The following is a 25,408-nucleotide window of genomic DNA, read 5'->3' as shown; positions in this document are numbered from 1 at the left end:
CCCGGTTTGGGTGCATAATGGCACGGCAACGTTGTTACACGGGAGAGGCAGGCATGATTAACGATTTCGCCACGGCGGCGCAGGCCACGATGTCCTACCTGCGGCACCGGCTGGGCTTCAGGCTCTGGATGGTGACGCGCACCGAAGGGGACGACTGGATTGTCCTGTTCGCCGATGACGCGGGTTACGGCATCAAGGCGGGCCAGGCATTCCGCTGGACCGACACGATCTGCGCGCGGATGGTGCTGGGGCACGGCCCCAATATCGCGCCGGCGACCGCCGACGTGGCCGCGTATGCCGAGGCGCCGCTGGCGCGCCAGCTGGGCGTCGGGGCCTACGTCGGGGTGCCGCTGCGGCGCACGGACGGCTCCCTGTTCGGCACCCTGGTGGGCCTGGATCCGGAACCCCGGCCCCGTGAAATCCGCGAGGAACTCGATACGGTCACGCTGCTGGCCGACCTGCTGTGCGCCGTGCTGAACGCCGAACTGAACGAGGGCGACGCCGTGCGCCAGGCCGAGCGGACCGGCGCCGACGTCACCCGCGACGGCCTGACGGGACTGTACAACCGGCGCGGCTGGGAGCTGCTGCTGCAGCGCGAGGAGGAACGCTGCAGCCGCTACGGCCATTCGGCCTGTGTCGTCTCGATCGACCTGGACGACCTGCAGTTCATCAATGACGCCCAGGGTGTCGCTTCGGGCGACGCGCTGCTGATGCGCACGGCGCGCGCGCTGGACCATGTCACGCGCGGCTCCGACGTGGTGGCGCGGCTGGGCGACGACGAATTCGCCATGCTGATGGTCGAATGCGACTATTTCGACGCGCAGGCCATGCTGCTGCGGGTGCAGGAAGCGCTGGCCACGGCCGACGTGCGCGCATCGCTGGGCATGGCCATGCGCAAGGCCGGCTTCGACCTGGAAGAAGCGTTTGCCATGGCAGACGCCGAGATGTACCGGGCCAAGCGCACGCGCAAGGTACTGAACTGACAGGCGTCGCTAGTGGCGGACGGCAGCCGCCTGTCCGCGCAGGCGGCTGCCCCCGAGGCTGGCCCGGTATGGGTCCGCAATGCCGAACAGTGGCCGCAGCAGCGCGACCCGCCGCACCGCCTCGTAGATCCCGAAACTGAACACGCACGTCAGTACGACCAGGACGGCGCCCTCCGCGACGGGCGCCATGCGCAGGGGTTTCAGCAGCATCGCCATGCCGACGATGAGCGTCTGGTGCACGATATACACGGGGAAGACGGCGGTCGTCAGGTAGCGGCGCGCTGCGCCGTCCGCGTGCAGATAGCGCCGCGCGAAGCCGCACAGCGCCACGATGGCGCACCACTGGAACGGGCTGCGCACGCACGCGGCCAGCACCGGAAAGCCGCGCCATGCGTAGACCGGTTCCGGCAGCGCGTGCAGGCAGACGAACAATCCCCAGCCTCCCAACGCGATCCCCAGTGCGACGAAGCGCAGCCGCTCCAGTTCGCGCCAGAAGTTTTCCTGCCGCGCCAGCAGCACCCCGGCCAGGAACAGCGGCAGGTAGACGGCGTGCAGGTACCAGTCGTCCACCAGGCCATGGGTCTCCTCGAACCATGGCTTGATCAGGACGCGCACCAGCGCCAGTGCCGCCACAGGCAGCAGCAGCGCGCGCCAGCCCGTCAGCAGCCGTGCCAGCCGGACGCCCGCGGCGGCAAGGCGCGCGTTGCCGGCCAGCCGGACCACCAGCCACAGCACGACCGTGTACGTCCACAGGTAGGCCACGAACCAGAGATGGTTCCAGGTGGGGAGGTCCAGGCAATCGGTGCCGCGGCAGAAGCCATGGTAGGCCGTCAGGTACAGGCGCATGAAGTCGATGTAGCTGCCCGCATAGCCCAGCTTCTCGATGACTTCGCAGAACGGCTGCGGCGGCACCACAACGAGCATGCCGAACAGCAGTGGTGGCAGCAGGCGGCGGCTGCGCTCGCGCAGGAAGCACCCATGCGCCGGCTTCGTCAGCAGGAAGCCAGCGGCCACGCCGCCGATCAGGAACAGCAGCGACATCCGCCACGGCGAGAGCAGCAGCATCAGGGGTTCGATGGCACTGCCCGCATGGGGGCTCTTGACGTGCCAGTCCCAGGACACGTAATACATGCCCGTGTGGTAAAGGATCAGCAGGAAGAACGCAATGATGCGCAGCCAGTCGAGGAAGTAGAGGCGGCTGCCCTGCGGCTCGGTCGTCATGGTCGGCTCCGGATAGGGAAAACCGCCAGTGTGGGCGCGCCGCGCCGCCGGTGCGAGGGAAATGGGGCGGAGCGGGGGACCGGCGGGGCCGGCCGGCGGATTGCGCTGAACTCAGGCGCGTACCCGGTCCGCGACGGCGGGCAGCACGACGCCGCGCACGCAGTTGCGCCCGGCATCCTTGGCAGCGTACAGCTGCGCATCCGCGACCGCCAGCATGTCGGCGGCGCTGCCGTGGACGTGCGCCGCGCCGATGGCGGTGGCGCCGAAGCTGGCACTGACCTGGATGCGGCGGCCGTCGGCAAGGATGGTGCCGGTCGCCGCCGCGGCGGTGCGGATCCGTTCGGCCAGCCGCATGGCGCCGTCCAGTTCCGTCTCCGGCAGGATCAGGAGGAACGCCCCGCCGCCATAGCGGATCACGCTGTCGATGGCGTCGCGCGTCATCGCCTGCAGCAGCGTGGCGAAATCGGCCAGGACCTGGTCGCCCGCCGCGTCGCCCCACGTGTCGTTGAGGCGCCGGAACCCGTCGACGTCGCACAGGACGACAGCCAGCGGTGTGCCATAGCGGCGCGCACGGAGGATTTCCGCGTCCAGCGCGCCCTTCTGAAGGAAGCGGCGGTTGAGGCATCCCGTCAGCGGGTCGCGGTCGGCCAGCTGCTGCAGGGCCAGTGCGGAGCGGAAGGCATCGCGCTGGGCCAGGTGATAGCGCCGTGCGCCGGTATAGCCAAGGGCGTTCGCCAGCAACATCAGCAGGGCCATGGCAACCAGGTCGTCCGTGCCCAGCGCCTGCTGGATCAGCACCATGACCGTGAACGCGATGCTGGAGGCGAGGGCGATCGATGTCGCGTAGATCAGGCGGTTCGGGACGTTGACGTAGATGGCCATCACCATCAGTCCCAGCGACAGCGCGTTCCACGCGGCCGCCTCGGGCTGGTACCAGCACAGCACCATGAACACGGCCATCCCCACCGTCTCCACCGCGCAGGCCACCGCCACTGCCATCGTCACCGACGCGTCGTCGCGCCGCAGCAGGATGCAGCCGGCCACGCCCAGCAGCGCCACCAGCACGCGCGCCGACAGCAGCAGGAAGGCGGTCGTGGTCATCCCCAGCGTGGTCAGGTCCGTCGCGGCAAAGGCCAGGTAGAAGGCCGCACAGAACAGCAGGCTGATAGTGAGCTGGCGGATGCGCGCGGGCAGGTGGTGCCGGTTAAAGCGGCCTTCGATGGCGTCGTCGGCAAACTCGGCGCGCCGTCGGTCGATGAGTGGGGGGGAGGTGTTCAATGTGGACTCTCGGGAAGACACGCTGCGAGCGCGGTGCGCGCCATGCACGCTGCGTCGGAACGTATTGCCGATGATACCACAATTGTTACATATCGTTACGATGAATTGTCATTCACGCACCTTGCCGCGCAGCGCCTTGACGGCGCCGCTGCGGGTCTTGCCATCGAGCCGGCGCCGCTGCGAGGCGCGGGTCGGCCGGGTGGGCCGGCGTACCAGCGGCACGTCGGCGGCAGCGTCCACCAGCGCCTGCAGGCGGCGCAGCGCGTCTTCCTTGTTCTGTTCCAGGCTGCGCGACGCCTGCGCTTTCAGCACGAGCACGCCATTGTCGGTGAGGCGGCTGTCGCGCAACGCCAGCAGACGCTCCTTGACCGGCGGCGGCAGGGACGATGCGGCGATGTCGAAGCGTGCATGGACCGCGCACGAAACCTTGTTGACGTTCTGGCCGCCCGGGCCCTGGGCGCGGATGGCCGTGAACTCCACTTCGTCGGGATTGATGGCTGGTGTCATGTTCGTCGGGATGAGGAATGCGCCGCGATTCTACTCCGCCGCGTGCAGCGCTGCCATCAGCGCGGCGCGGTACTGCCGGCTCAGTGGCGCCCGCGCGCCGCCACGCAGCAGCACTTCGCCATCGCCCTTGTCGTTGGCGGCGACGCGTTCGACGCAGGCAAGCCGCACCGCCGCGCGGCGGTGGACGCGCTGGAATCCCGGGCCCAGCGCGGCCAGCAGCGCGGCCAGCGTCTGCCGCAGCAGCGGCGCGCCGGCGGCCGTGTGCAGCTCGACGTAGTTGTCGGCCGTGGCGAGCCACAGGATATCGGCAACGCGAACGACCCGCGTCACACCCCGTTCCATCACGAGCAGCTTGCGCAGCGGCTGGCCGGTGGAACAGGACGAGCGCGCGCCGTCCAGGCGTGCGCGTACCCGCGCCAGCGCGCGTGCCAGCCTGCCGGCGTCATAGGGTTTGAGCAGATAGTCGATGGCGTTGGCGTCGAATGCCGGTACGGCATAGGCGTCGTAGGCGGTGACGAACACAATCAGCGGCGCAGGCGCCGGCAGCGATGCCGCGACTTCCAGACCGGTAACCTCCGGCATGTCGATATCGAGGAACAGTACGTCGGGCCGGAACGCCGCCGCGGCCTCCAGCGCCTCGAAGCCGTCGCGCGCCTCGGCAATGGCGGCGACGTCCGGTTCGGCCGCCAGCAGGCGGCGCAGCTTGTCGCGCGCGGGGCGTTCGTCGTCGACAATCAGGATACGCATGGCAGCACGATCGTTGTGCGCACGCCGGCCGGTTCGAGCTGCGCAAGTGTCAGCGATGCGGCCGGACCGTGCAGGACCTGCAGGCGCTCGCGCAGGTTGCGCAGGGCGGTGCCGGTGCCGCCGGACGACGCGGCGGGATCGAGGTGGCCGGCGTCGTCCTCGACGGCCAGCACCAGGTCAGCACCCCTCTGCCGCGCCGACAGGTGGATGCGAACGTTCCCGCGCCGGCGTTCGACGGTATGGCGGAACACGTTCTCCAGCAGCGGCTGCAGGCACATGACGGGCACCTGGCAGTCGCCAGGCGCGGCGTCGACGTCCCACGCCAGCGTAACGCGGTCCGCATGGCGCGCCGTCATCAGATCCGCATAGCCGCGCAGCAGGCGCAGTTCGTCGGCCAGCGGCACCTGCTGGCGCGTGCCGGCAGCGAGCGTGGCGCGCAGCACGTCGGCCAGGCGGACCAGCAGCGCGTCGGCCTGGTCGACGTCCTCGCGCATCAGGGCCGAAATCGTGTTGAGGGCGTTGAACAGGAAGTGCGGCTGCATCTGCTGCGTCAGCTGGCGCAGGTGGGCTTCGCGCAGCAGTCCGGCGGTGCGCTCGGCGCGCACGCGCGCCTCCAGCATGGCCTGCCATGACAGCACGCCGAAGGTCACCAGCACGAACAGGGAGAAGAACACGGAGATGCGCACGTTTTCATAGAAGAAGGTTTCGGCCCAGCCTTCGTGTTCGTAGACCCGGCCGGCCAGCGCATACACGCCATGGCGGATGCCGAAGGCGAGCGGCACGAACGCGATCCAGAAGACGGCCAGCCAGGGCAACTGCACGAGGAACCAGCGGCGCGGCGTGGCGACGAGGGCATCGTGGCCGCGTGTCGCGCGGCGCTGCGCCAGCAGCAGCACGGCCGCCACGAACAGGGACGAGCCTTCCCACAGCATCGGCTGCCACAACTCGGTGCCGCCATCGCGCCGGTAGTCCTGCACTGCCGCTACCGTCATGAGCACCCAGAACAGCAGCCATGCCAGCACCACGAGCTGGCGCACCCGGCGTGGCGGCGGGATGCCGGTGGCAGCCTGGTTCATGACGAATGGGTTCATATGGACCCTACAGCTTGTGGCGCGCTTCCACGAGGTCGATCTCGCGCACCAGCTTGCGCGACGTCTCGTCGGAAATGTGTTCCTGGCGCGCCAGGCCGAAGATCGCGCGGCGCTCCGCCTGCATCGCGGCCAGGCGCAGCATGCGTTCGGCCTGATCCAGCTTGCGGTAACGCTCGGCTTCCTCGCCGTCTGCCGATCCCGTCGTGTCCAGGCGGCGCTGGTACAGCGCAATGACCCGGCCGGCCGCTTCCGGATACATGTCGCAGGTATCGTCCTTGTGCATCAGTTCCACCTGCGCCCGTTCGATGGCCGCGATTGCGGCACTGGCGGCTTCGCGCCGGGCCAGGTCTTCCTCTTGCTGCTCCGCCGGTTCTGCCGGCAGCTGCAGGCCACCCAGCAGCCGGGGCAGGCCGATGCTGGCGGCGACCAGCGAGATCAGGATGACGGTACTGGCCAGGAAGATCGTCAGGTCGCGCGCGGGGAAGGGCGTGCCGTCGGGCAGCGCCAGCGGCAGCGTCATGACGCCGGCCAGCGTGATCGCACCGCGCACGCCCGCCAGCGACATCGCCAGCAGCACCCGCAGCGGCGGCTTCGTCACCTGCTCGCCGCGCAGCGTCCTGCGGTACAGCGTGATGCGCAGCGCCGTCCAGACCCAGACGAAGCGCAAGGCCATCAGGCCGAAGGAAATGGCAAAGGCGTACAGCACGAGCCACCAGGCGTTCACGTGGCCGCTCTGGCTGAGCGAGACGCGGGCGCCTTCCATGATGTCGGGCAGTTGTTCGCCCAGCAGCACGAACATCACCCCGTTCAGCGCGAACTGCACGGTATCCCAGACGGCGGAGCGCTGGATGCGGGTATTGGCCATGACCTGGCCGGACAGCTCCACGTAGCTCATCGTGATGCCGGCCGCCACGGCGGCCAGGATGCCGGACGCTTGCAGGTGTTCGGCGGCCAGGTAGGCGCCGAACGGCATCAGCATGTTGACCAGGATGGGCGAGCCGGCCGGCTCGCCGAAGTGGCGGAACAGCCAGCGCTGCGCCCACGTGATGGCCAGCGTCGTCAGCACACCGGCGCCGATGCCGCCGGCCACCAGCCAGACGAACGTCAGCGACGCACCGGTCAGCGAGAACGCGCCCGTCATCGCGGCCGCGACGGCAAAGCGGAAGCACACCAGGCCGCTTGCGTCGTTCAGCAGCGATTCGCCTTCGAGGATGTGCATCAGCCGCTTCGGGACGGGCGCGCGCGCGGCGATCGACGATACGGCAACGGGATCGGTGGGCGAAATGATCGCCGCCAGGGCAAAGGCCACCGGCAGCGGCATCGCCGGTATCAGCCAGTGGATCAGGAAGCCGGCGCCCACGACGGTGAAGATGACAAGGCCCAGCGCCAGTTCGAGGATGATGGCCTTGTCGCGAAACAGCCCGTTCTTCGGGATGCGCCAGCCGTCCAGAAAGAGCAGTGGCGGCAGGAACAGAAGAAAAAACAGCGCGGGATCCATCTGCACGCCGTGCCCCGTAAAGCCGGCGATGACGGCGCCGAGGCCAATCTGCACGAGGGGCAGCGGCAGCGACAGCGGCAGCACGCGCACGAGGTAGGCGCTGGCCACGACGGCCAGCAGCATTGCCAGTACAATTTCAATCGAATCCATTCCCGCCTTGTTCCTATTACGATGACAGCGGGTCGATTATATGGGACACGCGGGCACTTCAAGGCAGCGGGAGGCCATGCCCGCGTGCCGGCACGCCGCATTGCCGTTCCAACTGCACGCAAATGACGGTATCCTTCCTGTTCTGCGAAACCGGCAAGGCATATGGCTGCTTCTCAATTTCTCGCGCCACGACATTATTGTCGGTGGCCCTGGTGACCTGGTAGTTACAGCCGGCCAGCAGCGTGGGCGTCGTTGACGTTCACCAGCCGCGTGAAGTCGATATATTACGATTGACGGTGCCGTTCGGATGCAGCAGCAGGAAGTTGTCGAGGTCCAGGATGGCGTAGGCGAACGTGCTGGCCGACGAGGTGCCGAGCCTGCCATGCGCAGCGTGGCGGCGATGACAAATGCCTGATCATATGCATGTACTGCCCATCGAAGTGGTTGGCGCGCTGTCGGGCGGCGCAGCGGCACTTCCGTTACGCAGTAAGCATGCCATCTGATAATTCCCATAGAAATCAATTGCTTGCGTGAAGAAGATACAGCAGGGTAGAGGAAGTGGAAAGGAATTCAACGAGGCAGAACGGCGAATGTGCGGATACCGTGAAGGCAAGCAGCTGGCTGCTCTGGCATTTCTGAAACGATTCTGTCATAATCATGCCTCTTCTGCGGGAGTAGCTCAGTTGGTAGAGCGCAACCTTGCCAAGGTTGAGGTCGAGAGTTCGAGACTCTTCTCCCGCTCCAGAATTCAAAAAGACGCCTGCGGGCGTCTTTTTTCATTGGCGTTTGTGTTTTGTTATCGGTGTTGTTTTCCGCCACTAATAGCGCTTGCCATTAAGTTCAGGAACGCGGCTTCACCGAAAAATCTCGCCTATACTGCCCCCATGTTCCGCACGACGCGGACGAATCGCATCAATCCCGGGGATAGCAATGAAAAGCGTACAGCAGGAAATCGACGAGCGCACCAATCTGACCAATTCGAACAAATTCGAACTGCTGCTGTTCCGCCTCGGCGCGGACGCCAACGGCGAGCATTCGGAGCTGTACGGCATCAATGTCTTCAAGATCCGTGAAATCGTCGCCATGCCCCCTGTCACCGCCGTGGCCGGCTCGCAGCCGCACATGCTGGGCGTCGTCAACCTGCGTGGCCAGATCATCCCCGTGATGGATCTGCCGGCCATCGTCGGCGTGACGCCGAAGACGGGCCTGAACATCATGCTGGTGACGGAGTTCGCCCGCACGACGCAGGCTTTTGCCGTCGAATCCGTGGAAGAGATCGTGCGCCTGGACTGGAGCCAGGTGCTGACGGCCGAAGGCAGCAACTCGACGGGCATGGTCACGTCGATCGCCCGTCTGGACGGCGACACCAGCGGCACGCGCCTGGCGCAGGTGCTGGACGTGGAAACGATCCTGCGCCGCATGGTGCCGCACGAAGGCAAGGACGTCGATCCGGAATCGATCGGTCCGAAGCTGGCGCTCAAGCACGGCAGCTTTATCCTGGCGGCCGACGATTCCGTCGTGGCGCGCAACCTGATCGAGCAGGGCCTGCAGGCGATGAATGCGCCGTTCGTCATGACAAAGTCCGGCAAGGAAGCCTGGGACAAGTTGAACAGCATCGCCCAGGGTTGCGCGGCCGAAGGCATCGCCATCGATGACCGCGTCGCGCTGGTATTGACCGACCTCGAAATGCCGGAAATGGACGGCTTCACGCTGACCCGCAAGATCAAGCAGGACCCGCGCTTCTCCAAGATCCCGGTCGTGATTCATTCTTCGCTGTCCGGCAAGACCAACGAGGACCACGTCAAGGGCGTCGGCGCCGATGCGTATGTCGCCAAGTTCGTGGCCGAAGACCTGGCCGACACGATCCGCCGCGTGCTGCACAAGTAAGCCGCGCCGTACGGGCAGGTTAGATCGCCTGAGAAAAGGGCGGTCACCCGACGGGTGACCGCCCTTTTTTACGTCCGTTTTTTTGCTATGATGTTTTTTCCATAACGAACAGGGAGTCAAGATCATGGCTGCAAAAACCATTCTTTTCCTGACAGGCGACTTTGCCGAGGACTACGAAACCATGGTGCCGTTCCAGGCACTGCAGGCGGTGGGCCACACGGTGCATGCCGTCTGCCCCGGCAAGGCAGCGGGCGAGAAGATCAAGACGGCTATCCACGACTTCGAAGGCGACCAGACGTACACGGAAAAGCCGGGCCACCTGTTTACGCTGAACGCCGCCTTCGACGACGTCGACGTGGGGCGGTACGACGCACTGATGATTGCCGGCGGCCGCGCGCCGGAATACCTGCGGCTCAACCCCCGCGTGCTGGCGATCGTGCGCGAGTTCAAGGAAGCGGGCAAGCCCATCGCCGCCGTCTGCCACGGCGCGCAGATCCTGGCGGCGGCAGACGTCATCCGCGGCCGCAGTATCTCCTGCTATCCCGCCTGTTCGCCGGAAGTGAAGCTGGCGGGCGCCGACTTTGCCGACATTGCCGTCGATGCCGCCGTGACGGACGGGCAGTTCGTGACGGCGCCGGCATGGCCTGCCCATCCACAGTGGATTGCGCAGTTCCTGCGCCTGCTGGGGACTGAAATCACACTATAAAACATGTGGACTGGCATGGCGCGGGCCAGTCCCCGGCCACTCAGGCCTTCAGCTGCCCGGCATGCCAGCGCAGGTGGTCGGCCACGAACGTGGCGATGAAGTAGTAGCCGTGGTCGTACCCTTCGTGGCGGCGCAATGTCAGCGGCTGCTGCGCCTGCGCGCACGCTGCCTCGAACGCTTCCGGATACAGCTGCTCGGCCAGGAACTTGTCGGCCAGGCCCTGGTCGACCAGTATCCCGCCGGGGAACGGCGTGCGGCTGCGCGCCATCAGGGCGCTGGCGTCGTGTTCGGCCCACGTCGACTCGTCGGTGCCGAGGTAGCCAGTAAACGCCTTCTTGCCCCACGGGCAGCGCATCGGCGCCGCGATGGGGGCAAAGGCGGAGACGGTACGGAACAGGTCCGGCCGGCGCAGCGCCAATGTCAGCGCGCCGTGGCCGCCCATCGAGTGGCCGAAGATGCCGATGCGGTTGCCGTCTACGGGCGACTGCTCCAGCACCAGCGCGCGCAGCTCGTGCAGATAACTCTCCATCCGGTAGTGCCTGGCCCACGGTTCCTGCGTGGCGTCCAGGTAGAAGCCGGCGCCGACGCCGAAGTCCCATGCCTCGGTCTCGCCCGGCACGTTGGCGCCGCGGGGACTGGTGTCGGGCGCGATCAGGATGATGCCTTCCTCGGCCGCGTAGCGCTGGGCGCCGGCCTTGGTCATGAACGTCTCTTCGGTGCAGGTCAGGCCGGCAAGATAGAACAGGGCGGGCAGGCGCTGGCCGTCCGCATGAGGCGGAATGAACACGGAAAAACGCATCGGCAGGCCGATGGCGGCCGATTCGTGGCGGAAGAAGCGCTGCACGCCGCCGAAGCAGGCGTGTTCGCTGAGCAGTTCCAGCATGATGGTCCTTTCGATAACGGGGCTGCGCCATTGTACCCGCGCGGCGTAAACCGGTGCCAGGCTCCGGTTTTCGTGGAACCGGTGCCAGGCTCCGGTTTTCGCGACAATCCGCGACCGCCGCGGAAATGCCGAAATAAATCGGAGCCTGTCACCGGTTTTTTTGGGGGCGTTCGTGCGACGGCATTTCGTTTCTTGCTATAAAGTTACCATAAGTCGTTATGGATGAGTTTTATGGGGCAGATAGGGGATGTTACAATCGCCCGGTATTGCATTTGCGCAAATATATCCGCATGCCGTTCCTGCCCGGCGCAAACTCAACAATAGGAGGAGTCCTCAATGCCAGATTTCCTGGTAATCTCGGCCGAATTAGCGTGGCCGCTCGCTGTACTGCTGGCCTGGCTGGCCGGTGAATTCATCCACCGCTGGACCAGGCTGCCGCGCATCAGTGTCTATGGCGCCGTCGGCTTCCTGTGTGCCCAGGCATTTCCCGACCTGTTCGCCACGGATGGGGCCAGCCCCGTCAGCCTGCTCGCCAACGTCGCGTTCGGCCTGATCCTGTTCGAACTCGGCTACCGGATCAACCTGCACTGGTTGCGCATCAATCCGTGGGTGCCCGTCAGCGCCCTCGTCGAAACGTTCGCCACGTTCGCCGTCGTCTACCTGATCGCCCACCTGTGGGGACTGCCGTCGATGACGTCGCTGCTGCTGGCATCGCTGGCGATGTCCACGTCGCCGGCTGGCGTCCTGCGTGTCATCAACGAATCGCGCAGTTCCGGCCAGGTGACGGAGCGGGTGCAGCACCTGGTGGCGATCAACTGCGTGCTGGCCGTGCTGGTGTTCAAGGTCATCGTCGGCTTCTGGGTGTTCCAGACGTCGGGCAGCCTGACGCAGGCGATCTCGCACAGCCTGATCGAGCTGGTGGCCTCGGCGCTGCTGGGCGCCATCTTCGGCATGATCGTGCCGGCTGTGCTGCGTCACCTCGGCACGCTGGCGCGCGACGGCACCGTGGCGTTCGCCCTCGTCGTCATCATCCTCGTCGCCATCACGCACGCGGCCGACCTGTCGCCCGTGCTGGCCACCCTGGCCTTCGGCCTGACGGCGCGCCACCGCCGCGTGGCCTTTACGCGCACGGTGCGCAACTTCGGCGCCATCGGCGAACTGATGACGGTGCTGCTGTTCGTGTTTGCCGTCTCGACTCTCAGCTGGAACAACGTGCTGTTCGGCGGCGGCCTGGCGCTCGTGCTGCTGCTGGCGCGCTTCGTCGTCAAGACGGCCAGCGTCGCCGCGTTTGCCCACGTGGGCGGCATCCCGTGGCGCAAAGGCGTGCTGACGGGTATCGCGCTGTCGCCGATGTCCGTGTTTGTCGTGCTGCTGCTGGAGCAGACGAAGAACGCCGGCATCGTGCTGGTCGACGAACTGGCGGCGGTTGCCGCCATGACGCTGTTCATGGAAGTGATCGGCCCGATCTTCACCCAGCGCGCCCTCATCATGGCGCGCGAAACGGCCCAGGAGTAAGCCATGCCTTTAGAAACCTTCAACGGCGGAACGCCCCTGACGATGGGCGTCGAACTGGAACTGCAGCTGGTCAGCTTTTCCGACTACGACCTGACGGCGTCGAGCCCCGACCTGCTGCACCTGCTGGCGCGCAAGCCTTTCCCCGGCAACGTGACGCCGGAGATCACCGAATCGATGATCGAGATTAACAGCGACGTGCACACGAAGCACAGCGAACTGCTGGCGCAGCTGCACGAGGTGCGCGACACGCTCGTCACGGCGGGCGAACAGCTCAATATCGGCATCGCCGGCGGCGGCACGCACCCGTTCCAGAAATGGGTCGACCGCCGCATCTTCGAGAAGCCGCGCTTCCAGCAGGTCTCGCAGCTGTACGGCTACCTGGCCAAGCAGTTCACCGTCTTCGGCCAGCACGTGCACATCGGCTGCGCCAACGGCGACGACGCGCTGTTCCTGCTGCATTCGCTGTCGCGCTACCTGCCGCACTTCATTGCGCTGTCCGCGTCGTCGCCGTTCGTGCAGGGCGGGGACACGCTGTTCAACTCGGCGCGCCTGAATTCCGTGTTCGCGTTTCCGATGAGCGGACGCGCGCCGTTCCTGCTGTCGTGGGACGAGTTCGCGCACAGCTACTTCGCCAAGATGGAGCACACGGGCGTCATCAAGAGCATGAAGGACTTCTACTGGGACATCCGGCCAAAGCCGGAATACGGCACTATCGAACTGCGCGTGTGCGACACGCCGCTGACGGTGGAGCGTGCTGCCGCGCTGGCGTGCTACCTGCAGGCGCTGTGCGCGTATCTGCTGGAGCGCAAGGAGCAACCGCCGGCGGAGGACGACTACCTGGTCTACAACTACAATCGCTTCCAGGCCTGCCGCTTCGGCCTCGATGGCACGGTGGTGCACCCGAAAACCTACGAAAGCCTGTCGCTGCGCGAGGACATCCTGACGACCTTGCGCAAGATGGACCCGTACGCGGAGCGCCTTGGCGGCACGGCGGCACTGAACCACCTGATGCAGGTCACGCACATGGGCAGCGACGCCCAGTACCTGCGCGACCAGTTCGCGACCAGCGGCAGCGTGGAAGGCATGGTGGATGCCGCGGTGCGGCGCTTCCGCGGGCGGATGTAAGAGATGCAGGAAACCCGGTGCCTGTCACCGGTTTTCCAGACGCTGTGCGAAAACCGGTGACAGGCACCGGTTTTTTTTATTACGTCAGAAGCGCGTCTCGCGCGCCACGCGCAGGAAGTTGTCCAGGATCCCCGTGCAATCGAGCAGCTCCTCGCCGCCGGCGCGGTGGAACTCGGGGTGCCATTGCAATCCCATGACAAACGGCGCCTTGCGGTAGCGGATCGCTTCGACCACGCCGTCCGGCACGGACAGCGCTTCGACCTGCATGTCGCGCCCCAGCGTCCTCACGGCCTGGTGGTGGATCGAGTTGACGACGCCGCCAAGGCGCTGGCCGAACAGCTTTGCCAGCGACGAATCGGGCGGGAAGGCGATCTCGTGACGGTGGCGATCGTAGTCGTCGTGCACGTGCGGCAGGGCCGTGGGCACGTCGGTGGCGATGTCCTGGTACAGCGTGCCGCCGAAAGCCACGTTGATCAGCTGGCATCCGCGGCAGATGCCCAGCACGGGCTTGCCTGCCTCGACGAATTCATGCAGCAGCTCCAGCTCGTACATGTCGCGCGTGCGGTCGCCGCTCCATTCCGGCCGCGTGGGCGTCTCCGCATAGCTTTGCGGCGACACGTCCGCGCCGCCCTGCAGCACGAGGCCGTCCAGGTGCCGGGCGTAGTCGCGCAGGCGGATATTGGAAGGGTGCAGCAGGCCATTCGTGTTGACAGTGGGGATCATGAAGACCAGCACGTCGCGCGACATCACCCATTGGGCGATCGACTCTTCCAGGTATTGCAGGTTCTTGCTGCGCAGGCCGGTGGAGCCCGGTTCGGGATGGAAGATACGCGCCGAGATGCCGATGCGCAGAGGACGCTGCATGACGCGCCGTGTAGCGGCGGCGGCGATGCGCTGGTAGCGCGCCTTGATGACGCGGCCCCACAGTGAAAAAACCGAGTCGCCGGGATCGATGTAGCGCGGTGTATCGTCCTTGCGGCGGCTGTATTCCCGGTCCCGGGCCTCAGCCTCGGTCGGTGTTGCTGCCCCGTCTTGCTTGCGGCGCTGGTCAGACTCGCCGTCGTTCATGCTCTCTCCAGTTGAAACTACACGGTAAAGGGCAGGGGCTGCAGGCCGAAGGCCTCGTCGATCACCTCGATGCTGGACAACAGGCCCTGCAGGCCCGTGTTCAGTATGTTCAGGTGCGTCGGTTCCAGCTTGGCCAGTGCCTCGGGCAGCAGGCCGCGAGCCGGTTTCGGCGCCGCTTCAAGCAGCGCAAGCCCCTGTGCGGAAAGGAACAGTTTTACCACACGCTGGTCGGCAGGGTCGCGCGTTTTGACGACGAGCCCCTTGCGCACGAGGCCTTCGAGCAGATTGCTGGTGGTGGCCTGCTGGATCGCCAGCAGCGCCGTGACCTGGCCCACGCGCAGGCCCGGAGCATCCGCCAGCTCCTGCATGATCCACAACTGGGCGCCGTTGACGCCGCACTGCTTCTCGATCCACAGCGAGTGCCGTTGCGCGGCGCGGATCACCACGCGCAGCTTTTGCAGCACCGCCAGGCTACCCGCTTCCACGCCCGGCTGCGCGCCGCCTTCTTGTTCACTTGCCGTACTCGTCATTTCTGCGCGGATTCCTTGTTGTGTGGCACAAATAGATTTTTAAGAATATAATTTGCGCCCAGTAAGCCATCCGCTATCAACGCGGCGGGTGGCACGATGGTTTACCAGGCGGCGCATTAATTGTTCCGGCATGCGCCGATCCCAACCCGAGGCCGGTCTTGGCCTCCCAGCCCGCCGGCAGCGGAAGCAAAGATAGAATGCAGGAGTTGACCCCCCAATTGCGCAGCTTTGTCCTCACGCTGCCATCAGTTCCTTTCCTCGAAGCGCTGTTGCTGCTGCATGGCGCGCCCGACGAAATCTGGACCGCGGAATCCATCGCGCGCCGGCTGTACCTGCAAAGCGTCGGCCAGGCGCACCTGATCGTGACGCAGCTGACCGAGCGCGGATTCTGCGTCGGCACCAGCGACGGCCAACTGGCTTACGGCCCTGTCGATCCCGCGTTGCACGAAGCGGTCACGCAGCTCGCGTCGGTCTATCGCCAGCAGCTGATCGAAATTACCCATCTCGTGCACGGCTGATACTGGTCATACCGCACGCGTCACGTGCAGGGGCCATGCTTTTACTCCCGCGCGCAGGTGCCGGGCTAAAATAGCGCATTCCCCCACCAACGAGGTTTCGATGCCCGCTGCGCCGCCGTCCGATCGCCGTGCCGATACCCGACGCGCCAGCCGCCCCTCCGGCACGCTGCGCATGCTGCCGTTCTTGCTGCCCTTCCTGCTGGTCGTCGCGGCGCTGCTGGTCGATGGCTTGCTGTTCTACCGCGCCGACCGGGTGCCGACGGCCGTGCCGGTGGGGATAGCGCTGGCGCTGATCGTGCTGCTGGCGCTGAAGAACTTCTGGGGACGACGCTACCTGGCCGCGGCGTGCAGCGTGCTTGCCGGTGCGCTGCTGGCAGCCATCTATCTGACGCCGCTGCGCGCGGCGCAGATCCAGACGGTCCACACGACGCGCTTCCTGCTCAAGGCGGCGGCCTACCGCGCCGAGGCCGCGCGCGCGCCCATCGACGCGGAAACGGGCCGCCGCTACCGCGAGTGGCGCTGGGAGACGCAGCCCATCGCCAGCACGACGCTGGTGTTTGACGAAAGCGACGCGCTGGCGCGACGCATCAAGCCGCACCAGGGCAGGCTGGCCGACGCCGACCAGGTGTATCGGGTTGCGCCGCATTTCTACGTTGTCGTCGGCTACGCGCTCTAGCTCCAGCTCCAGCCTCAGCGGGTCATCGGCGGCAGGTCGTAGTCGAACGTGTAGCGGTGCCCGCCGCCCCTGGTGTCGATGCGCATCGTGCCGGCAATGCCGGCCAGTTCGCCCGTCCCTGAACCGGGACTGACGAGGACCAGCAGGCTGTCGCGGCCATGCAGCATCGTACCGGAGTGCTGCAGCACGAAGCTGCCGCGGCGGCCGGCCAGTGTGCCGTCGAACCGTTCCACCGCGACGTAGCCGGCGGCGCCCTGTTCCGGCTTGCCGGCCGTTAGCATTTCGCCGTCGCTGGTGCCGGCGAGCGGACCTTGGAACGTCTTGGTGAACGTCATGCGGGCGCGCGTGTCGCCCGCGGCCCGTACCTCCGGCACGAGCCTCAGCGCGATATCGAAGGTGCCGGCGATCTCCGTGCCTGCGATGGCGGGGGCGGATGCGGCGATGGCCGTCATGGCGGCTGCGGCGGGTGCTTTCATCGGATGGTCTCCTGTGGTGATAAAGTCCCAGTCTATTGACTTCACAGGATCGCCGATTGGAAAAAACCGACACAACGCAGAGGATGCCACCGAAGGGTGTCGTCGACCCGGCCGGCATGGCCCGCCGTATGGACCTGCGCCGGCACGCGCCGACTGCCGCGCTGGCGCATTGCATCGAATACCACTGGATTGTCGAATGGGACCTGCGCGGGCAACCAGCCCGGACACAGCGCGTGCTGCCGTATCCGAACGTGCACCTGGCTTTCGAGACCGGCGGCACGGCGCTGCACGGCGTCGTGGCAGGACCGTTCGACCGCACGCTGGTGGGGCAGGGCCGGGTGCTGGGCGTCCGCTTCCGTCCTGGCGGCGCGCGCGCGCTGGTGCCGGGCGATATCGCGACGATCACGGGGCGGACATTGACGGCGCCCGAGGTGCTGGGCATGCCCGCGGGGCAGGCGGAAAGGGCGGTGCTGGGCGCGAGCGACGACGCCGGCATGATTGCCGCCGCCGAGGCATTGCTGGCACCGCGCCTCGCCGCGTTGGCGCCGGACCCGCGTGCGCAACTGGCCGAACGTGCGGTGCTGGCGGCGCAGGCGGAGGACGGTCCCGTCGACGTCGCGGCGCTTGCGGCGGCCGTCGGGCTCGACGAGCGGGCCTTGCAGCGCCTGTTCCGCACTTATGTGGGCGTGCCGCCGAAGTGGGTCGTGCAGCGTTTCCGGCTGCAGGAGGCGGCGGCACGGCTGGCAGCGCCCGGGCCGCCCGACCTGGCCGGGCTGGCCCAGGCGCTGGGTTTTTTCGACCAGGCGCACCTGACGCGGTGCTTTACCGCACTGGTGGGGCGCTCGCCGCTGGACTACTGGAAGAGCCAGCGCGGGTGATCAGCGGGCGAAGTACAACGCATGCAGCTCCTCCAGCCGCACGTCGGTCGCCGCCTGCGACAGCACCACACGCCCGCCCTGCATCAGGTAAACGTGATCGGCAACGCCCACGGCCTGCGCCGTGTTCTGCTCCACCAGCACGATGGTGCGGCCCTCGGCCTTGAGCCGGGCCAGGATGCCGAACAGTTCGGCCACGACGATGGGCGCGAGGCCCAGCGACGGTTCGTCCACGACCAGGATGCGCGGGTCGGCCATCAGCGCGCGTGCCATCGCCACCATCTGCGCTTCTCCGCCGGACAGCGAGCCGGCCAGCTGGCGGCGCCGCTCGGCCAGGCGCGGAAACATCTCATAACTTGAGGCCAGCCGTTCCTTCACGTGCGGCCGGTGTGCCCGCGCAAAGGCGCCCATGATGAGGTTTTCCTCCACCGTCATGTCGCGGAAGATCATGCGGCCTTCCGGAACCATGGCGATGCCGGCATCGGCCATCCGCCACGTGGGCGTGCCGGCGATGTTCCTGCCCGCCAGCCTGATCGCGCCCGCGCCGACGGGCACGAGACCCATGAGCGCGCGCAGCAGGGTGGTCTTGCCGGCGCCGTTCGGACCGATGATCGTCGTCAGACGCCCCTCGGCGAATTGCATCGACACGTCCCACAGCACGTTGATCGCGCCATAGCCGGCGCGCAGCGCGTCCACTTCAACCATGGCCGCCGCCGACATAGCTGCGCATGACTTCCGGATCGCGGAACACGGCGTCCGGCGTGCCGTCGGCGATCAGCCGCCCGAAATTGAGCACCGCCACACGCCGGCACAGGGTGGCGATGGTTTCGATATCGTGCTCGATGATGACGATGCCGACACCGAAGCGCGCGTGCAGGTCCTTCAGCATCTCCATGAAGCGGCGCTTGGCGGCCGTCTCCAGCCCGGCCAGCACTTCGTCGAGCAGCAGCAGTCGCGGATTCGTCGCCAGCGCCTTGGCCACTTCCAGCGCTTTCAGTTCGGTCAGCGCGAGGCCTGTTGCCGCGTCGCGCTCGGCCTTGTCGGCCAGTCCCGTGAATTCCAGCACCTCGGCAATGCGGCGCTCGTCCACCGTGCCCGTCCAGCCGGCCGCACCGAAGCGCTGCGCCACGACCAGGTTCTCGCGCACCGTCAGCCCGTGCAGCGGCTGCGGGATCTGGAACGTGCGGCCGATGCCGAGCCGCGCGCGGCGGAACATCGGCGCGCGCACGACGTTCGTGCCGCCGAAGCGGATGGCGCCGCCCGCCGGCCGCACCAGGCCGGATATCGCGTTGAACAGCGTCGTCTTGCCGGCGCCGTTCGGGCCGACAAGCCCCAGCACGTCGTCGCTGCCCGCACGCAGGCTGACGTTGTCCACCGCCGTCAGCCCGCCGAAGCGCACCGTGATGTTGTCCAGTTCAAGCATCGCGCTCCCTCCTGCGCGTCAGCAGCGGCAGCAGCCCGCGCGGGCTGAACACGATCATGACCACCAGCAGCGCACCGAGAATGAGCTGATGGCCGCTGCTGATCAGGCTCTTGAACACCAGCTGGTCCAGCAGGTAGACGACGATGGCGCCCAGCAGCGGCCCGCCGATGGTGCGGTAGCCGCCGAAGATGGCGGCCACGATGGGCAGCGTTACCCACAGTCCGGCGAATGCGTAATCCGGTTCCAGGAAGCCGATGTAGTGCGCATTGAACGCCCCGACGACGCCCGTCATGAACGCCGACAGCAGCAGCATCGCCGCCTTCAGCAAGGTACTGTTGACGCCCAGGACCTGCGTGGCATCCTCGCTGTCGTGCATGGCCCGCAGTGCCAGGCCGTAATGGCTGGCCGAGACGCGCGCGTAGATCCACGCGAACACGCAGACGATGGTGAGGATGACGAAGTAGGCGCCCGTCTTGCCGCCGAAGTCGATACCGGCGATGACGGGCAGCGGCGGCACACCGGAAACGCCGGCGGCACCGCCCGTCACGGACGTCCATTCGGTGGCGAGGATGCGAAAGATGTGCGCGTAGGCCAGGATCGCCAGCGCGAAATACGGCCCGCGCAGGCGCAGCACGGGCAGCATGACGACGGCCGCCAGCACGGCGCCCACGCCGCCCAGCAGCAGCCCGGCGGGCACGGGCAGCCCGGCGCGCGCCGTCAGCAGCGCGGAAACATAGCCGCCCACCCCGACAAAGGCGGAATGGCCGAAGCTGACCATGCCGCCCAGATTGCCCAGCAGCGCCCACGCCAGCGCGATGCCGCCGATGACGAGCGCCGCGTCGATCAGGCTCATGACGTAGGCGTCGCCGCCCAGGACCAGCGGCACACCGGCGTAGGCCGCCAGCAGTAGAGATGGAAGATAAAGCCTCGTCACCCGCGCCTCCGCGAGGCACCGAACAGGCCATTGGGCAGTACGAACAGCACCAGCAGGAACAGGCCCATGCCGGCCAGCTCCTGCAGCGCGGAACTGGCCAGCGTGACCGTCAGCGCCTCGGCCACGCCCAGCAGCACGGCGCCCAGCAGCACGCCGGGAATCGAGCCGACGCCTGCCAGCACGGTGATGATGAAGGCCTTGACGGTCAGGGCCGCGCCCAGCGCCGGCTGGATCACGCCCACGCTGTACAGCGCGACACCGGCGCAGGCGGCCAGCACCCCGGCCACCAGAAACGACACCAGTTCCGTGCGGCCCGGCGGGATGCCCATCAGCTGGGCTGCGTCTCGGTTGCTGGCGACGGCGCGCACGGCGCGGCCGTACCAGCTTTTCGCCAGCCACCACCACAGTGCGCCCATCAGCGCAAGGCTGACGCCGAAGAACGCCAGCTCGCCGCGCATGCCGTACAACGGACCCATGACGACGGCCTCCTGCAGCCAGGCCGACGACGTCGAGCGCACGTCGGCCGACCAGACCAGCAGGATGGTATTGGTCAGGATGACGCCGATGCCGAACGTGGCGATCAGCGAATTGATCTCGCGGTCCGCCCGGATGCGGCTGACCACCCCGTACACGCACGCCGCCGCCAGGCACACGACGGCGATGGCCAGCGGGATCGCGGCCACGGGCGACCATCCCAGCCGGCTTTCCACCGTGTAGCCGGCATACGCGGCCAGCAGCACCAGTTCGCCGTGTGCCAGGTTAATCACGCGCATCGTGCCAAACACGACGGCCAGACCCAGCGCGATCAGCGCGTACGAACCGCCGGCCAGTAAGCCCGAGTACAGCGCCTGCAGGATCAGGTCCAGCATGAACGCCCCTTACCAGGGGACAGCCGGATAAGCCATCTTGCCCGTCGCATGCTGAGGCGGCCAGACGATGACGATGTTCTTGCCCTGGTGCTGCCCCATGCGGTGGCTGAAGTTGACGTTGTCGCCGTTGGCGCCGAACTGCACCCGTCCGATCAGCGTCTCCCGGTCCGTCCTGCGCAGCTCCTCGGCGATGCCGCCTTTCCTGATCGTGCCCTTGTCGGCCGCGCGGGCGATCGCTTCGAACAGCAGCATCGACTGCACGTAGCCGAACTGCCCCAGGTAGTCGGGCTCCTTCTTGTAAAGCGCCTTGTAGGTATCGGCAAAGGCACGGCCGTCAGCGCTGGTGAACTTGGCGGGGAAGGGCAGCAGCGCGGTGCCATAGACGTTCGGCATCAGGTCGGGGAATTCTGCGGCCATCTTCGGCGTCGCCAGCGACCACACGCCCACCATCGCCTTGACCTGGGGTTTCAGCACGCGCGCCGCGCGCAGGATGCCGACATAGTCGTTTTCATAGCCGACCATGAACACGGCGTCGGGCCGGTCCTGCAGCCGGATCTTGTTGATGACGGGCTTGAAGTCCGTCATGGCAGGATCGAACGCATGGGAAGTGACCTTGACGCCCTTCGCCGCCAGGGCCTTCTGTACCGACTGCGCCAGGCTCGACGTGGCGTCCTTCGTCGAATGGACGATGGACACGGATTTCACCTTCATGTCGGCGAACAGGCCCAGTGCCGCCTTTTCATAGCCGGCCGTGTTATTGATGCGGAAAAAATGCTTGCGGCCCGCCGTGACGAGGTTCTCGTCCACGCCGCCGGAGGTGATGTAGACCAGCCCCAGTTTGTTTGCCGCGTCCGACGCCGGCGCGATATTGTTCGAGCCGTAACCGCCCGTGATGGCCACGGCGCCGTCGCTGGCCAGCTTCTCGACCGCGGCAATCGCCTTGGCGGGCGACGATTCGTCGTCCACGGTGGCGATCTTCATCCTGTGCTTGCCGTTGGTGCGGTTGAATACCTCGGCCGCCACCATGATCCCTTCCTGCATGCCGGCGCCCACGCGCGCCAGCGATCCTGTCAGCGGCAGTTCCGCGCCGACGGTAAACTCCTCCGCGTGTGCCGACATGGCCGCCAGCAGCCCGGCAAGTGCCGTCCCGAGAATACGTTGCATGGTGTCTCCTCCATTGTTTATAGTGGCTGCATGGCCAGGTCGCGCAGCCGGCCTTTCAGGATCTTGCCCGTCGCCGCGGCGGGCAGCGCGGGCAGCACGACGATATGCGCGGGGCATTTATACGGCGCGAGCGCGCCGCCCAGATACGTCGTCAGCTCGGCCACCAGCGCCGCGGGGTCGGCAGCGTGTCGCGGCGCCGCTTCGACAAACGCGATCACTTCCTCGTTGCCGTCGCCGCAGGTGCGGCCCACCACGGCCGACTGCGTGACGGCCGGGTGCGCGTTGAGCACCGTCTCCACTTCCAGCGGATAGACATTGAAGCCGGAGCGGATGATCAGCTCCTTGGTGCGGCCGACGATGAACAGCGCGCCGTCGGGTCCCAGCCGGCCCATGTCGCCGGTATTGAGCCAGCCCCCGGGATGCATCGTGGCCGCCGTCAACGCGGGATCGCGGTAGTAGCCCAGCATGACGTTCGGTCCGCGCACCCGGATTTCGCCCGGCTCGCCCACCGGTACGTCGGCGCCGGCCGCATCGACGACGCGCACGGCCACCCCGGGAATCGGATGGCCCACCGACGTGTCGTTGCGCGGCGCCGCCAGATCCGTCTGGCAGATCGTCGGTCCGCTTTCCGTCATGCCGTAGCCGTTGTGCAGCGCCACGCCCAGCAGCCGTTCGACGGCCGCCTTCAGGCCCGGCGTCAGCGGCGAGCCGCCCGCGTAGGCGAAGCGCAGGCTGTTCGGCAGTGGCGATGCATCCGGTCCCAGCTGCTCCAGCACGCGCGCATACATCGCCGGGACGCCCTGCAGGATCGTCAGGCGTTCCTCGCGCAGCGCGCGCAGCAGGGCGGGTGCCGAGAAGCGCGGCGCCAGCACGAGACAGGCGCCGGCGTTGAGGGTGCCCAGCATGACCGAAGCCAGGCCGTACACGTGCGCGATCGGCAGCACGCCATAGGCGCGGTCCGTTGGCACAAGGCCGCGCAGGCGGCCTGAAACGGTGGCGACGTACAGCAGCGTGCGATGCGACAGCAGCACGCCTTTCGGCTGGCCCGTCGTGCCCGTCGTGTAGATCAGTGCTGCCGGTTGCAGGGCGCCGTCGGCATGCACGGGTTCCGGCGCACAGTCGTCGTTGACGGCGCCGACCAGCCATTGGCCGAACGGCGCCTGGGCCGGCACGGCGCCATCGCGTTCGCCGTGAGCGCGTGCGTCCGGCGAAATATCGGCGGTATAGAACACCCGGCGCGCGCCGCTGTGTTCACGGATCGACGCGATCTCGCGCGCCGACAGCCGGGCGTTGACGTTGACGATCCACGCATCGCACAGGCCAGTCGCGAAGATCAGCGCAACCAGGTTGGCGCAGTTCTCGCCGACGGCCATGACGCGGTCGCCGGGGCGCACGCCCAGCGCGCGCAGTTGGCCGGCGACGCTTTCGATGGCGTGCCACAGGTCGCCGTAGCCGATGTCGCCGCGATCCGGTTCGCGCAGCGCCGGTGAAGCGGGCGCGCGCCGGGCTTGCGCCGCGATGGCGTATGCCAGCCGTGATGGCAGGGCGGCGAGATCGACGTCAGCCACGGTGCGCGCGGATCATGTTGCGGGCGATGACGAGCTGCTGGATCTGCGACGTCCCTTCGTAGATGCGGAACAGGCGCACGTCGCGATAGAACCGTTCGGCCGCATAGTCCGATACATAGCCGGCGCCGCCGTGGATCTGCACGGTCCGGTCGGCCACGCGGCCGCACATCTCGGAGGCGAACAGCTTGCAGCAGGAGGCTTCCGTCGACACGTCCTGGCCGTCGTCGCGCCGGCGCGCCGCATCGAGCACCATGCATCTGGCCGCGTAAAGTTCGGCGCGGCTGTCGGCCAGCATCGCCTGGACCAGCTGGAACTCGGCGATGGGCTGGCCGAACTGGCGCCGCTCCATGGCATACGCCAGCGCGTCGTGCAGCATGCGTTCGGCCGCGCCGACGCAAACGGCGGCGATATGCAGCCGGCCCTTGTCCAGCACCTTCATTGCCGTCTTGAAGCCGACGCCTTCGACACCGCCAATCAGGTTTTCCTTCGGCACGCGGCAGTTATCGAACATCACGTCGCACGTGTGCGCGCCGCGCTGGCCCATCTTTTTATCCGTCTTGCCCAGCGACAGGCCGTGCGTGCCCCGTTCGACGACAAACGCCGAGATGGCGCGCGCGCCGCCATCCGCCGGGCCGCTGCGGGCCATGACGGTAAAGATCGATGCTTCGGGGGCGTTGGTGATGTAGCGCTTGGTGCCGTTGATGACGTAATGTTCGCCGTCGCGGACGGCGGTGGTGCGCAGCGACGCGGCGTCGGACCCGGACTCCGGTTCCGTCAGCGCGAACGACCCGACGATGTCGCCCGACGCCAGCCGCGGCAGCCAGCGCTGCTTCTGTTCCTCCGTGCCGTCGATGACGATGCCCTGCGAGCCGATGCCGTTGTTGGTGCCGATCAGCGAGCGGAACGCCGGCGACGTCCAGGCCAGCTCGAAGGCGACGTTGACTTCCTCCTCCATCGTCAGCGCCAGGCCGCCGTACTGCTCCGGGATCGACAGGCCGAACAGGCCCAGACCGCGCATCTGGCCGACGATGGCCGGCGGGATCGTGTCGGTCTCGGCCACCTCGGGTTCGGCCGGTACCAGCACCTCGCGCACGAAGCGGCGGATGCTGTCGGTCAGCAGGGTCAGCGTCTGGGCATCGCGAATCATGGCGTTCCTTCCGTGGGATGGCGCCGGCGGCGGGGCCAGCGCACGCAGTGTGCCGAGCGCGGCGGCGCGTGTCAACAGCGTTGATTCCGCAGGAAAACGGATGGCTGCCGATGGCAGCCCGGCTGACCGATTCGCCTTGACGAGCATATTGCCATAGGGTAGACAGCAATGTATCGTATCGCCACAAGAAGCCCGTGGTGCTCAGCAGTATGGAGGAACCCCGCCCTCGATTTCCCGGTGGTGACGATCGGTGCGGCGGCGGACCGCCGGCACTGCTGCGCTTGCTCGAACACATGCCGGACCCGGCAGCATTAAAACGCATAAACGCATAAACGCATTGCTGGCGGACATGCTGGCCGGCGTGACGAACTTCTTCAGTAAGCCGCCATCCGGATGGGGTGTCGAAGGTGGCGTGACGCTGAGCCTGGCAGTGCCGCCGCGCAAAGGTATGTTGACGATAGTAATTAGTTTCATTTTGTCCTGATTTTGTCCTACAAGCGGTGTCGCAGCACTCCTATAGCCGTGTCGGGTTGCGCGGGCGATGATGTGTGCACGGATACAGTTCGAGC

Annotated in this window: 25 protein-coding genes and 1 tRNA gene; 9 read left to right on the top strand and 17 right to left on the bottom strand. The window is 66.9% G+C overall.

Going from position 1 to position 25,408, the window contains the following annotated elements; translation table 11 throughout:
* The first annotated feature begins 53 nt into the window (after window positions 1–53).
* Entirely contained in the window at window positions 54–983 is a 930-nt protein-coding gene (locus E1742_RS06180; protein ID WP_134384026.1) for a GGDEF domain-containing protein, read from the top strand.
* A gap of 9 nt (window positions 984–992) precedes the next feature.
* Here the strand turns inward: E1742_RS06180 and E1742_RS06175 are convergent, their stop codons facing one another.
* From E1742_RS06175 to E1742_RS06150, 6 genes are all read right to left on the bottom strand, one after another.
* A complete protein-coding gene (locus E1742_RS06175) occupies window positions 993–2,204 on the bottom strand; it encodes an acyltransferase family protein (RefSeq protein WP_134384025.1) in 1,212 nt (403 codons plus the stop codon).
* 111 nt (window positions 2,205–2,315) lie between these two features.
* Window positions 2,316–3,482 carry a GGDEF domain-containing protein gene (locus tag E1742_RS06170; protein ID WP_134384024.1) on the bottom strand — a complete coding sequence of 389 codons (1,167 nt, stop codon included), beginning with the start codon at window positions 3,480–3,482 and terminating at the stop codon, window positions 2,316–2,318.
* 108 nt (window positions 3,483–3,590) lie between these two features.
* Entirely contained in the window at window positions 3,591–3,989 is a 399-nt protein-coding gene (gene arfB, locus E1742_RS06165; RefSeq protein ID WP_134384023.1) for an alternative ribosome rescue aminoacyl-tRNA hydrolase ArfB, read from the bottom strand.
* Between the two features lie 30 nt (window positions 3,990–4,019).
* The gene (locus E1742_RS06160; RefSeq protein ID WP_134384022.1) at window positions 4,020–4,736 is read right to left on the bottom strand and encodes a LytR/AlgR family response regulator transcription factor; all 717 of its coding nucleotides are present in this window, start codon (window positions 4,734–4,736) and stop codon (window positions 4,020–4,022) included.
* Window positions 4,724–5,827 (bottom strand): sensor histidine kinase, encoded by a 1,104-nt coding sequence (locus E1742_RS06155; protein ID WP_229466566.1) that lies wholly within the window; start codon window positions 5,825–5,827, stop codon window positions 4,724–4,726. The genes E1742_RS06160 and E1742_RS06155 overlap by 13 nt, the downstream gene beginning before the upstream one ends.
* 7 nt (window positions 5,828–5,834) lie before the next feature.
* Window positions 5,835–7,475, bottom strand: a complete 1,641-nt coding sequence (locus E1742_RS06150) for a Na+/H+ antiporter (RefSeq protein WP_134384021.1) — start codon at window positions 7,473–7,475, stop codon at window positions 5,835–5,837.
* A 668-nt stretch (window positions 7,476–8,143) separates the two neighbouring features.
* On the opposite strand from E1742_RS06150, the gene E1742_RS06145 reads away from it, so the two are divergent.
* From E1742_RS06145 to E1742_RS06135, 3 genes are all read left to right on the top strand, one after another.
* A tRNA-Gly gene (locus tag E1742_RS06145) sits at window positions 8,144–8,219 on the top strand.
* A gap of 186 nt (window positions 8,220–8,405) precedes the next feature.
* Window positions 8,406–9,362: a chemotaxis protein gene (locus E1742_RS06140; RefSeq protein WP_134384020.1), complete on the top strand. Its 957-nt coding sequence runs from the start codon at window positions 8,406–8,408 to the stop codon at window positions 9,360–9,362.
* Window positions 9,363–9,486: 124 nt separating this feature from the next.
* On the top strand, window positions 9,487–10,068 hold the full coding sequence (locus tag E1742_RS06135; protein ID WP_134384019.1) for a DJ-1/PfpI family protein: 582 nt from the start codon (window positions 9,487–9,489) through the stop codon (window positions 10,066–10,068).
* 40 nt (window positions 10,069–10,108) lie between these two features.
* Here E1742_RS06135 and fghA read toward each other — a convergent pair whose 3' ends face one another.
* A complete protein-coding gene (fghA, locus tag E1742_RS06130; protein WP_134384018.1) occupies window positions 10,109–10,951 on the bottom strand; it encodes an S-formylglutathione hydrolase in 843 nt (280 codons plus the stop codon).
* Window positions 10,952–11,287: 336 nt separating this feature from the next.
* Between fghA and E1742_RS06125 the strand changes: the two genes are divergently transcribed.
* Window positions 11,288–12,466 (top strand): cation:proton antiporter, encoded by a 1,179-nt coding sequence (locus E1742_RS06125; RefSeq protein ID WP_134384017.1) that lies wholly within the window; start codon window positions 11,288–11,290, stop codon window positions 12,464–12,466.
* A gap of 3 nt (window positions 12,467–12,469) precedes the next feature.
* On the top strand, window positions 12,470–13,591 hold the full coding sequence (locus tag E1742_RS06120) for a YbdK family carboxylate-amine ligase (RefSeq protein WP_134384016.1): 1,122 nt from the start codon (window positions 12,470–12,472) through the stop codon (window positions 13,589–13,591).
* A gap of 84 nt (window positions 13,592–13,675) precedes the next feature.
* Here E1742_RS06120 and E1742_RS06115 read toward each other — a convergent pair whose 3' ends face one another.
* Both E1742_RS06115 and E1742_RS06110 read right to left on the bottom strand, forming a co-directional pair.
* The gene (locus E1742_RS06115) at window positions 13,676–14,659 is read right to left on the bottom strand and encodes a gamma-glutamyl-gamma-aminobutyrate hydrolase family protein (protein WP_134384015.1); all 984 of its coding nucleotides are present in this window, start codon (window positions 14,657–14,659) and stop codon (window positions 13,676–13,678) included.
* Window positions 14,660–14,676: 17 nt separating this feature from the next.
* Entirely contained in the window at window positions 14,677–15,189 is a 513-nt protein-coding gene (locus E1742_RS06110; RefSeq protein ID WP_134384014.1) for a MarR family winged helix-turn-helix transcriptional regulator, read from the bottom strand.
* Window positions 15,190–15,386: 197 nt separating this feature from the next.
* Between E1742_RS06110 and E1742_RS06105 the strand changes: the two genes are divergently transcribed.
* Window positions 15,387–15,707 carry a hypothetical protein gene (locus tag E1742_RS06105; protein WP_134384013.1) on the top strand — a complete coding sequence of 107 codons (321 nt, stop codon included), beginning with the start codon at window positions 15,387–15,389 and terminating at the stop codon, window positions 15,705–15,707.
* A 100-nt stretch (window positions 15,708–15,807) separates the two neighbouring features.
* Window positions 15,808–16,383, top strand: a complete 576-nt coding sequence (locus E1742_RS06100) for a hypothetical protein (protein ID WP_134384012.1) — start codon at window positions 15,808–15,810, stop codon at window positions 16,381–16,383.
* Window positions 16,384–16,397: 14 nt separating this feature from the next.
* On the opposite strand, the gene E1742_RS06095 is transcribed toward E1742_RS06100, so the two are convergent.
* Window positions 16,398–16,859, bottom strand: a complete 462-nt coding sequence (locus E1742_RS06095) for a DUF3224 domain-containing protein (RefSeq protein WP_229466564.1) — start codon at window positions 16,857–16,859, stop codon at window positions 16,398–16,400.
* An 83-nt stretch (window positions 16,860–16,942) separates the two neighbouring features.
* Between E1742_RS06095 and E1742_RS06090 the strand changes: the two genes are divergently transcribed.
* On the top strand, window positions 16,943–17,737 hold the full coding sequence (locus E1742_RS06090) for an AraC family transcriptional regulator (protein ID WP_134388062.1): 795 nt from the start codon (window positions 16,943–16,945) through the stop codon (window positions 17,735–17,737).
* Here the strand turns inward: E1742_RS06090 and E1742_RS06085 are convergent, their stop codons facing one another.
* From E1742_RS06085 to E1742_RS06055, 7 genes are read right to left on the bottom strand one after another with little or no spacing between them, the layout of a single operon-like run.
* Window positions 17,738–18,439, bottom strand: coding sequence for an ABC transporter ATP-binding protein (locus E1742_RS06085; RefSeq protein ID WP_134384011.1), 702 nt, complete (start codon window positions 18,437–18,439; stop codon window positions 17,738–17,740).
* Complete coding sequence (locus E1742_RS06080; RefSeq protein ID WP_134384010.1) at window positions 18,432–19,157, bottom strand: ABC transporter ATP-binding protein; 726 nt, start codon at window positions 19,155–19,157, stop codon at window positions 18,432–18,434. The genes E1742_RS06085 and E1742_RS06080 overlap by 8 nt, the downstream gene beginning before the upstream one ends.
* Window positions 19,150–20,091, bottom strand: coding sequence for a branched-chain amino acid ABC transporter permease (locus E1742_RS06075; RefSeq protein WP_229466562.1), 942 nt, complete (start codon window positions 20,089–20,091; stop codon window positions 19,150–19,152). The genes E1742_RS06080 and E1742_RS06075 overlap by 8 nt, the downstream gene beginning before the upstream one ends.
* Window positions 20,088–20,960: a branched-chain amino acid ABC transporter permease gene (locus E1742_RS06070; protein ID WP_134384009.1), complete on the bottom strand. Its 873-nt coding sequence runs from the start codon at window positions 20,958–20,960 to the stop codon at window positions 20,088–20,090. Before E1742_RS06070 ends, E1742_RS06075 begins: the two co-directional genes overlap by 4 nt.
* Window positions 20,961–20,969: 9 nt before the next feature.
* Entirely contained in the window at window positions 20,970–22,124 is a 1,155-nt protein-coding gene (locus E1742_RS06065) for an ABC transporter substrate-binding protein (RefSeq protein ID WP_134384008.1), read from the bottom strand.
* 17 nt (window positions 22,125–22,141) lie between these two features.
* A complete protein-coding gene (locus tag E1742_RS06060) occupies window positions 22,142–23,692 on the bottom strand; it encodes a class I adenylate-forming enzyme family protein (RefSeq protein ID WP_134384007.1) in 1,551 nt (516 codons plus the stop codon).
* Window positions 23,685–24,839 (bottom strand): acyl-CoA dehydrogenase family protein, encoded by a 1,155-nt coding sequence (locus E1742_RS06055; RefSeq protein ID WP_134384006.1) that lies wholly within the window; start codon window positions 24,837–24,839, stop codon window positions 23,685–23,687. The genes E1742_RS06060 and E1742_RS06055 overlap by 8 nt, the downstream gene beginning before the upstream one ends.
* Window positions 24,840–25,408 lie beyond the last annotated feature (569 nt).

Origin of the sequence: Pseudoduganella plicata, from assembly GCF_004421005.1 — a bacterium.
GTDB classification, from domain to species: Bacteria; Pseudomonadota; Gammaproteobacteria; order Burkholderiales; family Burkholderiaceae_D; genus Rugamonas; species Rugamonas plicata.
Note: the sequence above shows the minus strand (reverse complement) of the source record. Positions and strands in the feature narration are given on the sequence as shown.

Excerpts from the sequence above, each read along its gene's own strand:
- E1742_RS06085 (WP_134384011.1), bottom strand. The coding sequence starts at position 18,439 with ATGGTTGAAGTGGACGCGCTGCGCGCCGGCTATGGCGCGATCAACGTG.
- arfB (WP_134384023.1), bottom strand. The coding sequence starts at position 3,989 with ATGACACCAGCCATCAATCCCGACGAAGTGGAGTTCACGGCCATCCGC.
- E1742_RS06120 (WP_134384016.1), top strand. The coding sequence starts at position 12,470 with ATGCCTTTAGAAACCTTCAACGGCGGAACGCCCCTGACGATGGGCGTC.
- E1742_RS06100 (WP_134384012.1), top strand. The coding sequence starts at position 15,808 with ATGCCCGCTGCGCCGCCGTCCGATCGCCGTGCCGATACCCGACGCGCC.
- E1742_RS06125 (WP_134384017.1), top strand. The coding sequence starts at position 11,288 with ATGCCAGATTTCCTGGTAATCTCGGCCGAATTAGCGTGGCCGCTCGCT.
- E1742_RS06115 (WP_134384015.1), bottom strand. The coding sequence starts at position 14,659 with ATGAACGACGGCGAGTCTGACCAGCGCCGCAAGCAAGACGGGGCAGCA.
- E1742_RS06135 (WP_134384019.1), top strand. The coding sequence starts at position 9,487 with ATGGCTGCAAAAACCATTCTTTTCCTGACAGGCGACTTTGCCGAGGAC.
- E1742_RS06160 (WP_134384022.1), bottom strand. The coding sequence starts at position 4,736 with ATGCGTATCCTGATTGTCGACGACGAACGCCCCGCGCGCGACAAGCTG.
- E1742_RS06065 (WP_134384008.1), bottom strand. The coding sequence starts at position 22,124 with ATGCAACGTATTCTCGGGACGGCACTTGCCGGGCTGCTGGCGGCCATG.
- E1742_RS06055 (WP_134384006.1), bottom strand. The coding sequence starts at position 24,839 with ATGATTCGCGATGCCCAGACGCTGACCCTGCTGACCGACAGCATCCGC.
- E1742_RS06180 (WP_134384026.1), top strand. The coding sequence starts at position 54 with ATGATTAACGATTTCGCCACGGCGGCGCAGGCCACGATGTCCTACCTG.
- E1742_RS06110 (WP_134384014.1), bottom strand. The coding sequence starts at position 15,189 with ATGACGAGTACGGCAAGTGAACAAGAAGGCGGCGCGCAGCCGGGCGTG.
- fghA (WP_134384018.1), bottom strand. The coding sequence starts at position 10,951 with ATGCTGGAACTGCTCAGCGAACACGCCTGCTTCGGCGGCGTGCAGCGC.
- E1742_RS06175 (WP_134384025.1), bottom strand. The coding sequence starts at position 2,204 with ATGACGACCGAGCCGCAGGGCAGCCGCCTCTACTTCCTCGACTGGCTG.
- E1742_RS06080 (WP_134384010.1), bottom strand. The coding sequence starts at position 19,157 with ATGCTTGAACTGGACAACATCACGGTGCGCTTCGGCGGGCTGACGGCG.
- E1742_RS06155 (WP_229466566.1), bottom strand. The coding sequence starts at position 5,827 with ATGAACCCATTCGTCATGAACCAGGCTGCCACCGGCATCCCGCCGCCA.
- E1742_RS06105 (WP_134384013.1), top strand. The coding sequence starts at position 15,387 with ATGCAGGAGTTGACCCCCCAATTGCGCAGCTTTGTCCTCACGCTGCCA.
- E1742_RS06095 (WP_229466564.1), bottom strand. The coding sequence starts at position 16,859 with ATGAAAGCACCCGCCGCAGCCGCCATGACGGCCATCGCCGCATCCGCC.
- E1742_RS06090 (WP_134388062.1), top strand. The coding sequence starts at position 16,943 with ATGCCACCGAAGGGTGTCGTCGACCCGGCCGGCATGGCCCGCCGTATG.
- E1742_RS06140 (WP_134384020.1), top strand. The coding sequence starts at position 8,406 with ATGAAAAGCGTACAGCAGGAAATCGACGAGCGCACCAATCTGACCAAT.
- E1742_RS06070 (WP_134384009.1), bottom strand. The coding sequence starts at position 20,960 with ATGCTGGACCTGATCCTGCAGGCGCTGTACTCGGGCTTACTGGCCGGC.
- E1742_RS06150 (WP_134384021.1), bottom strand. The coding sequence starts at position 7,475 with ATGGATTCGATTGAAATTGTACTGGCAATGCTGCTGGCCGTCGTGGCC.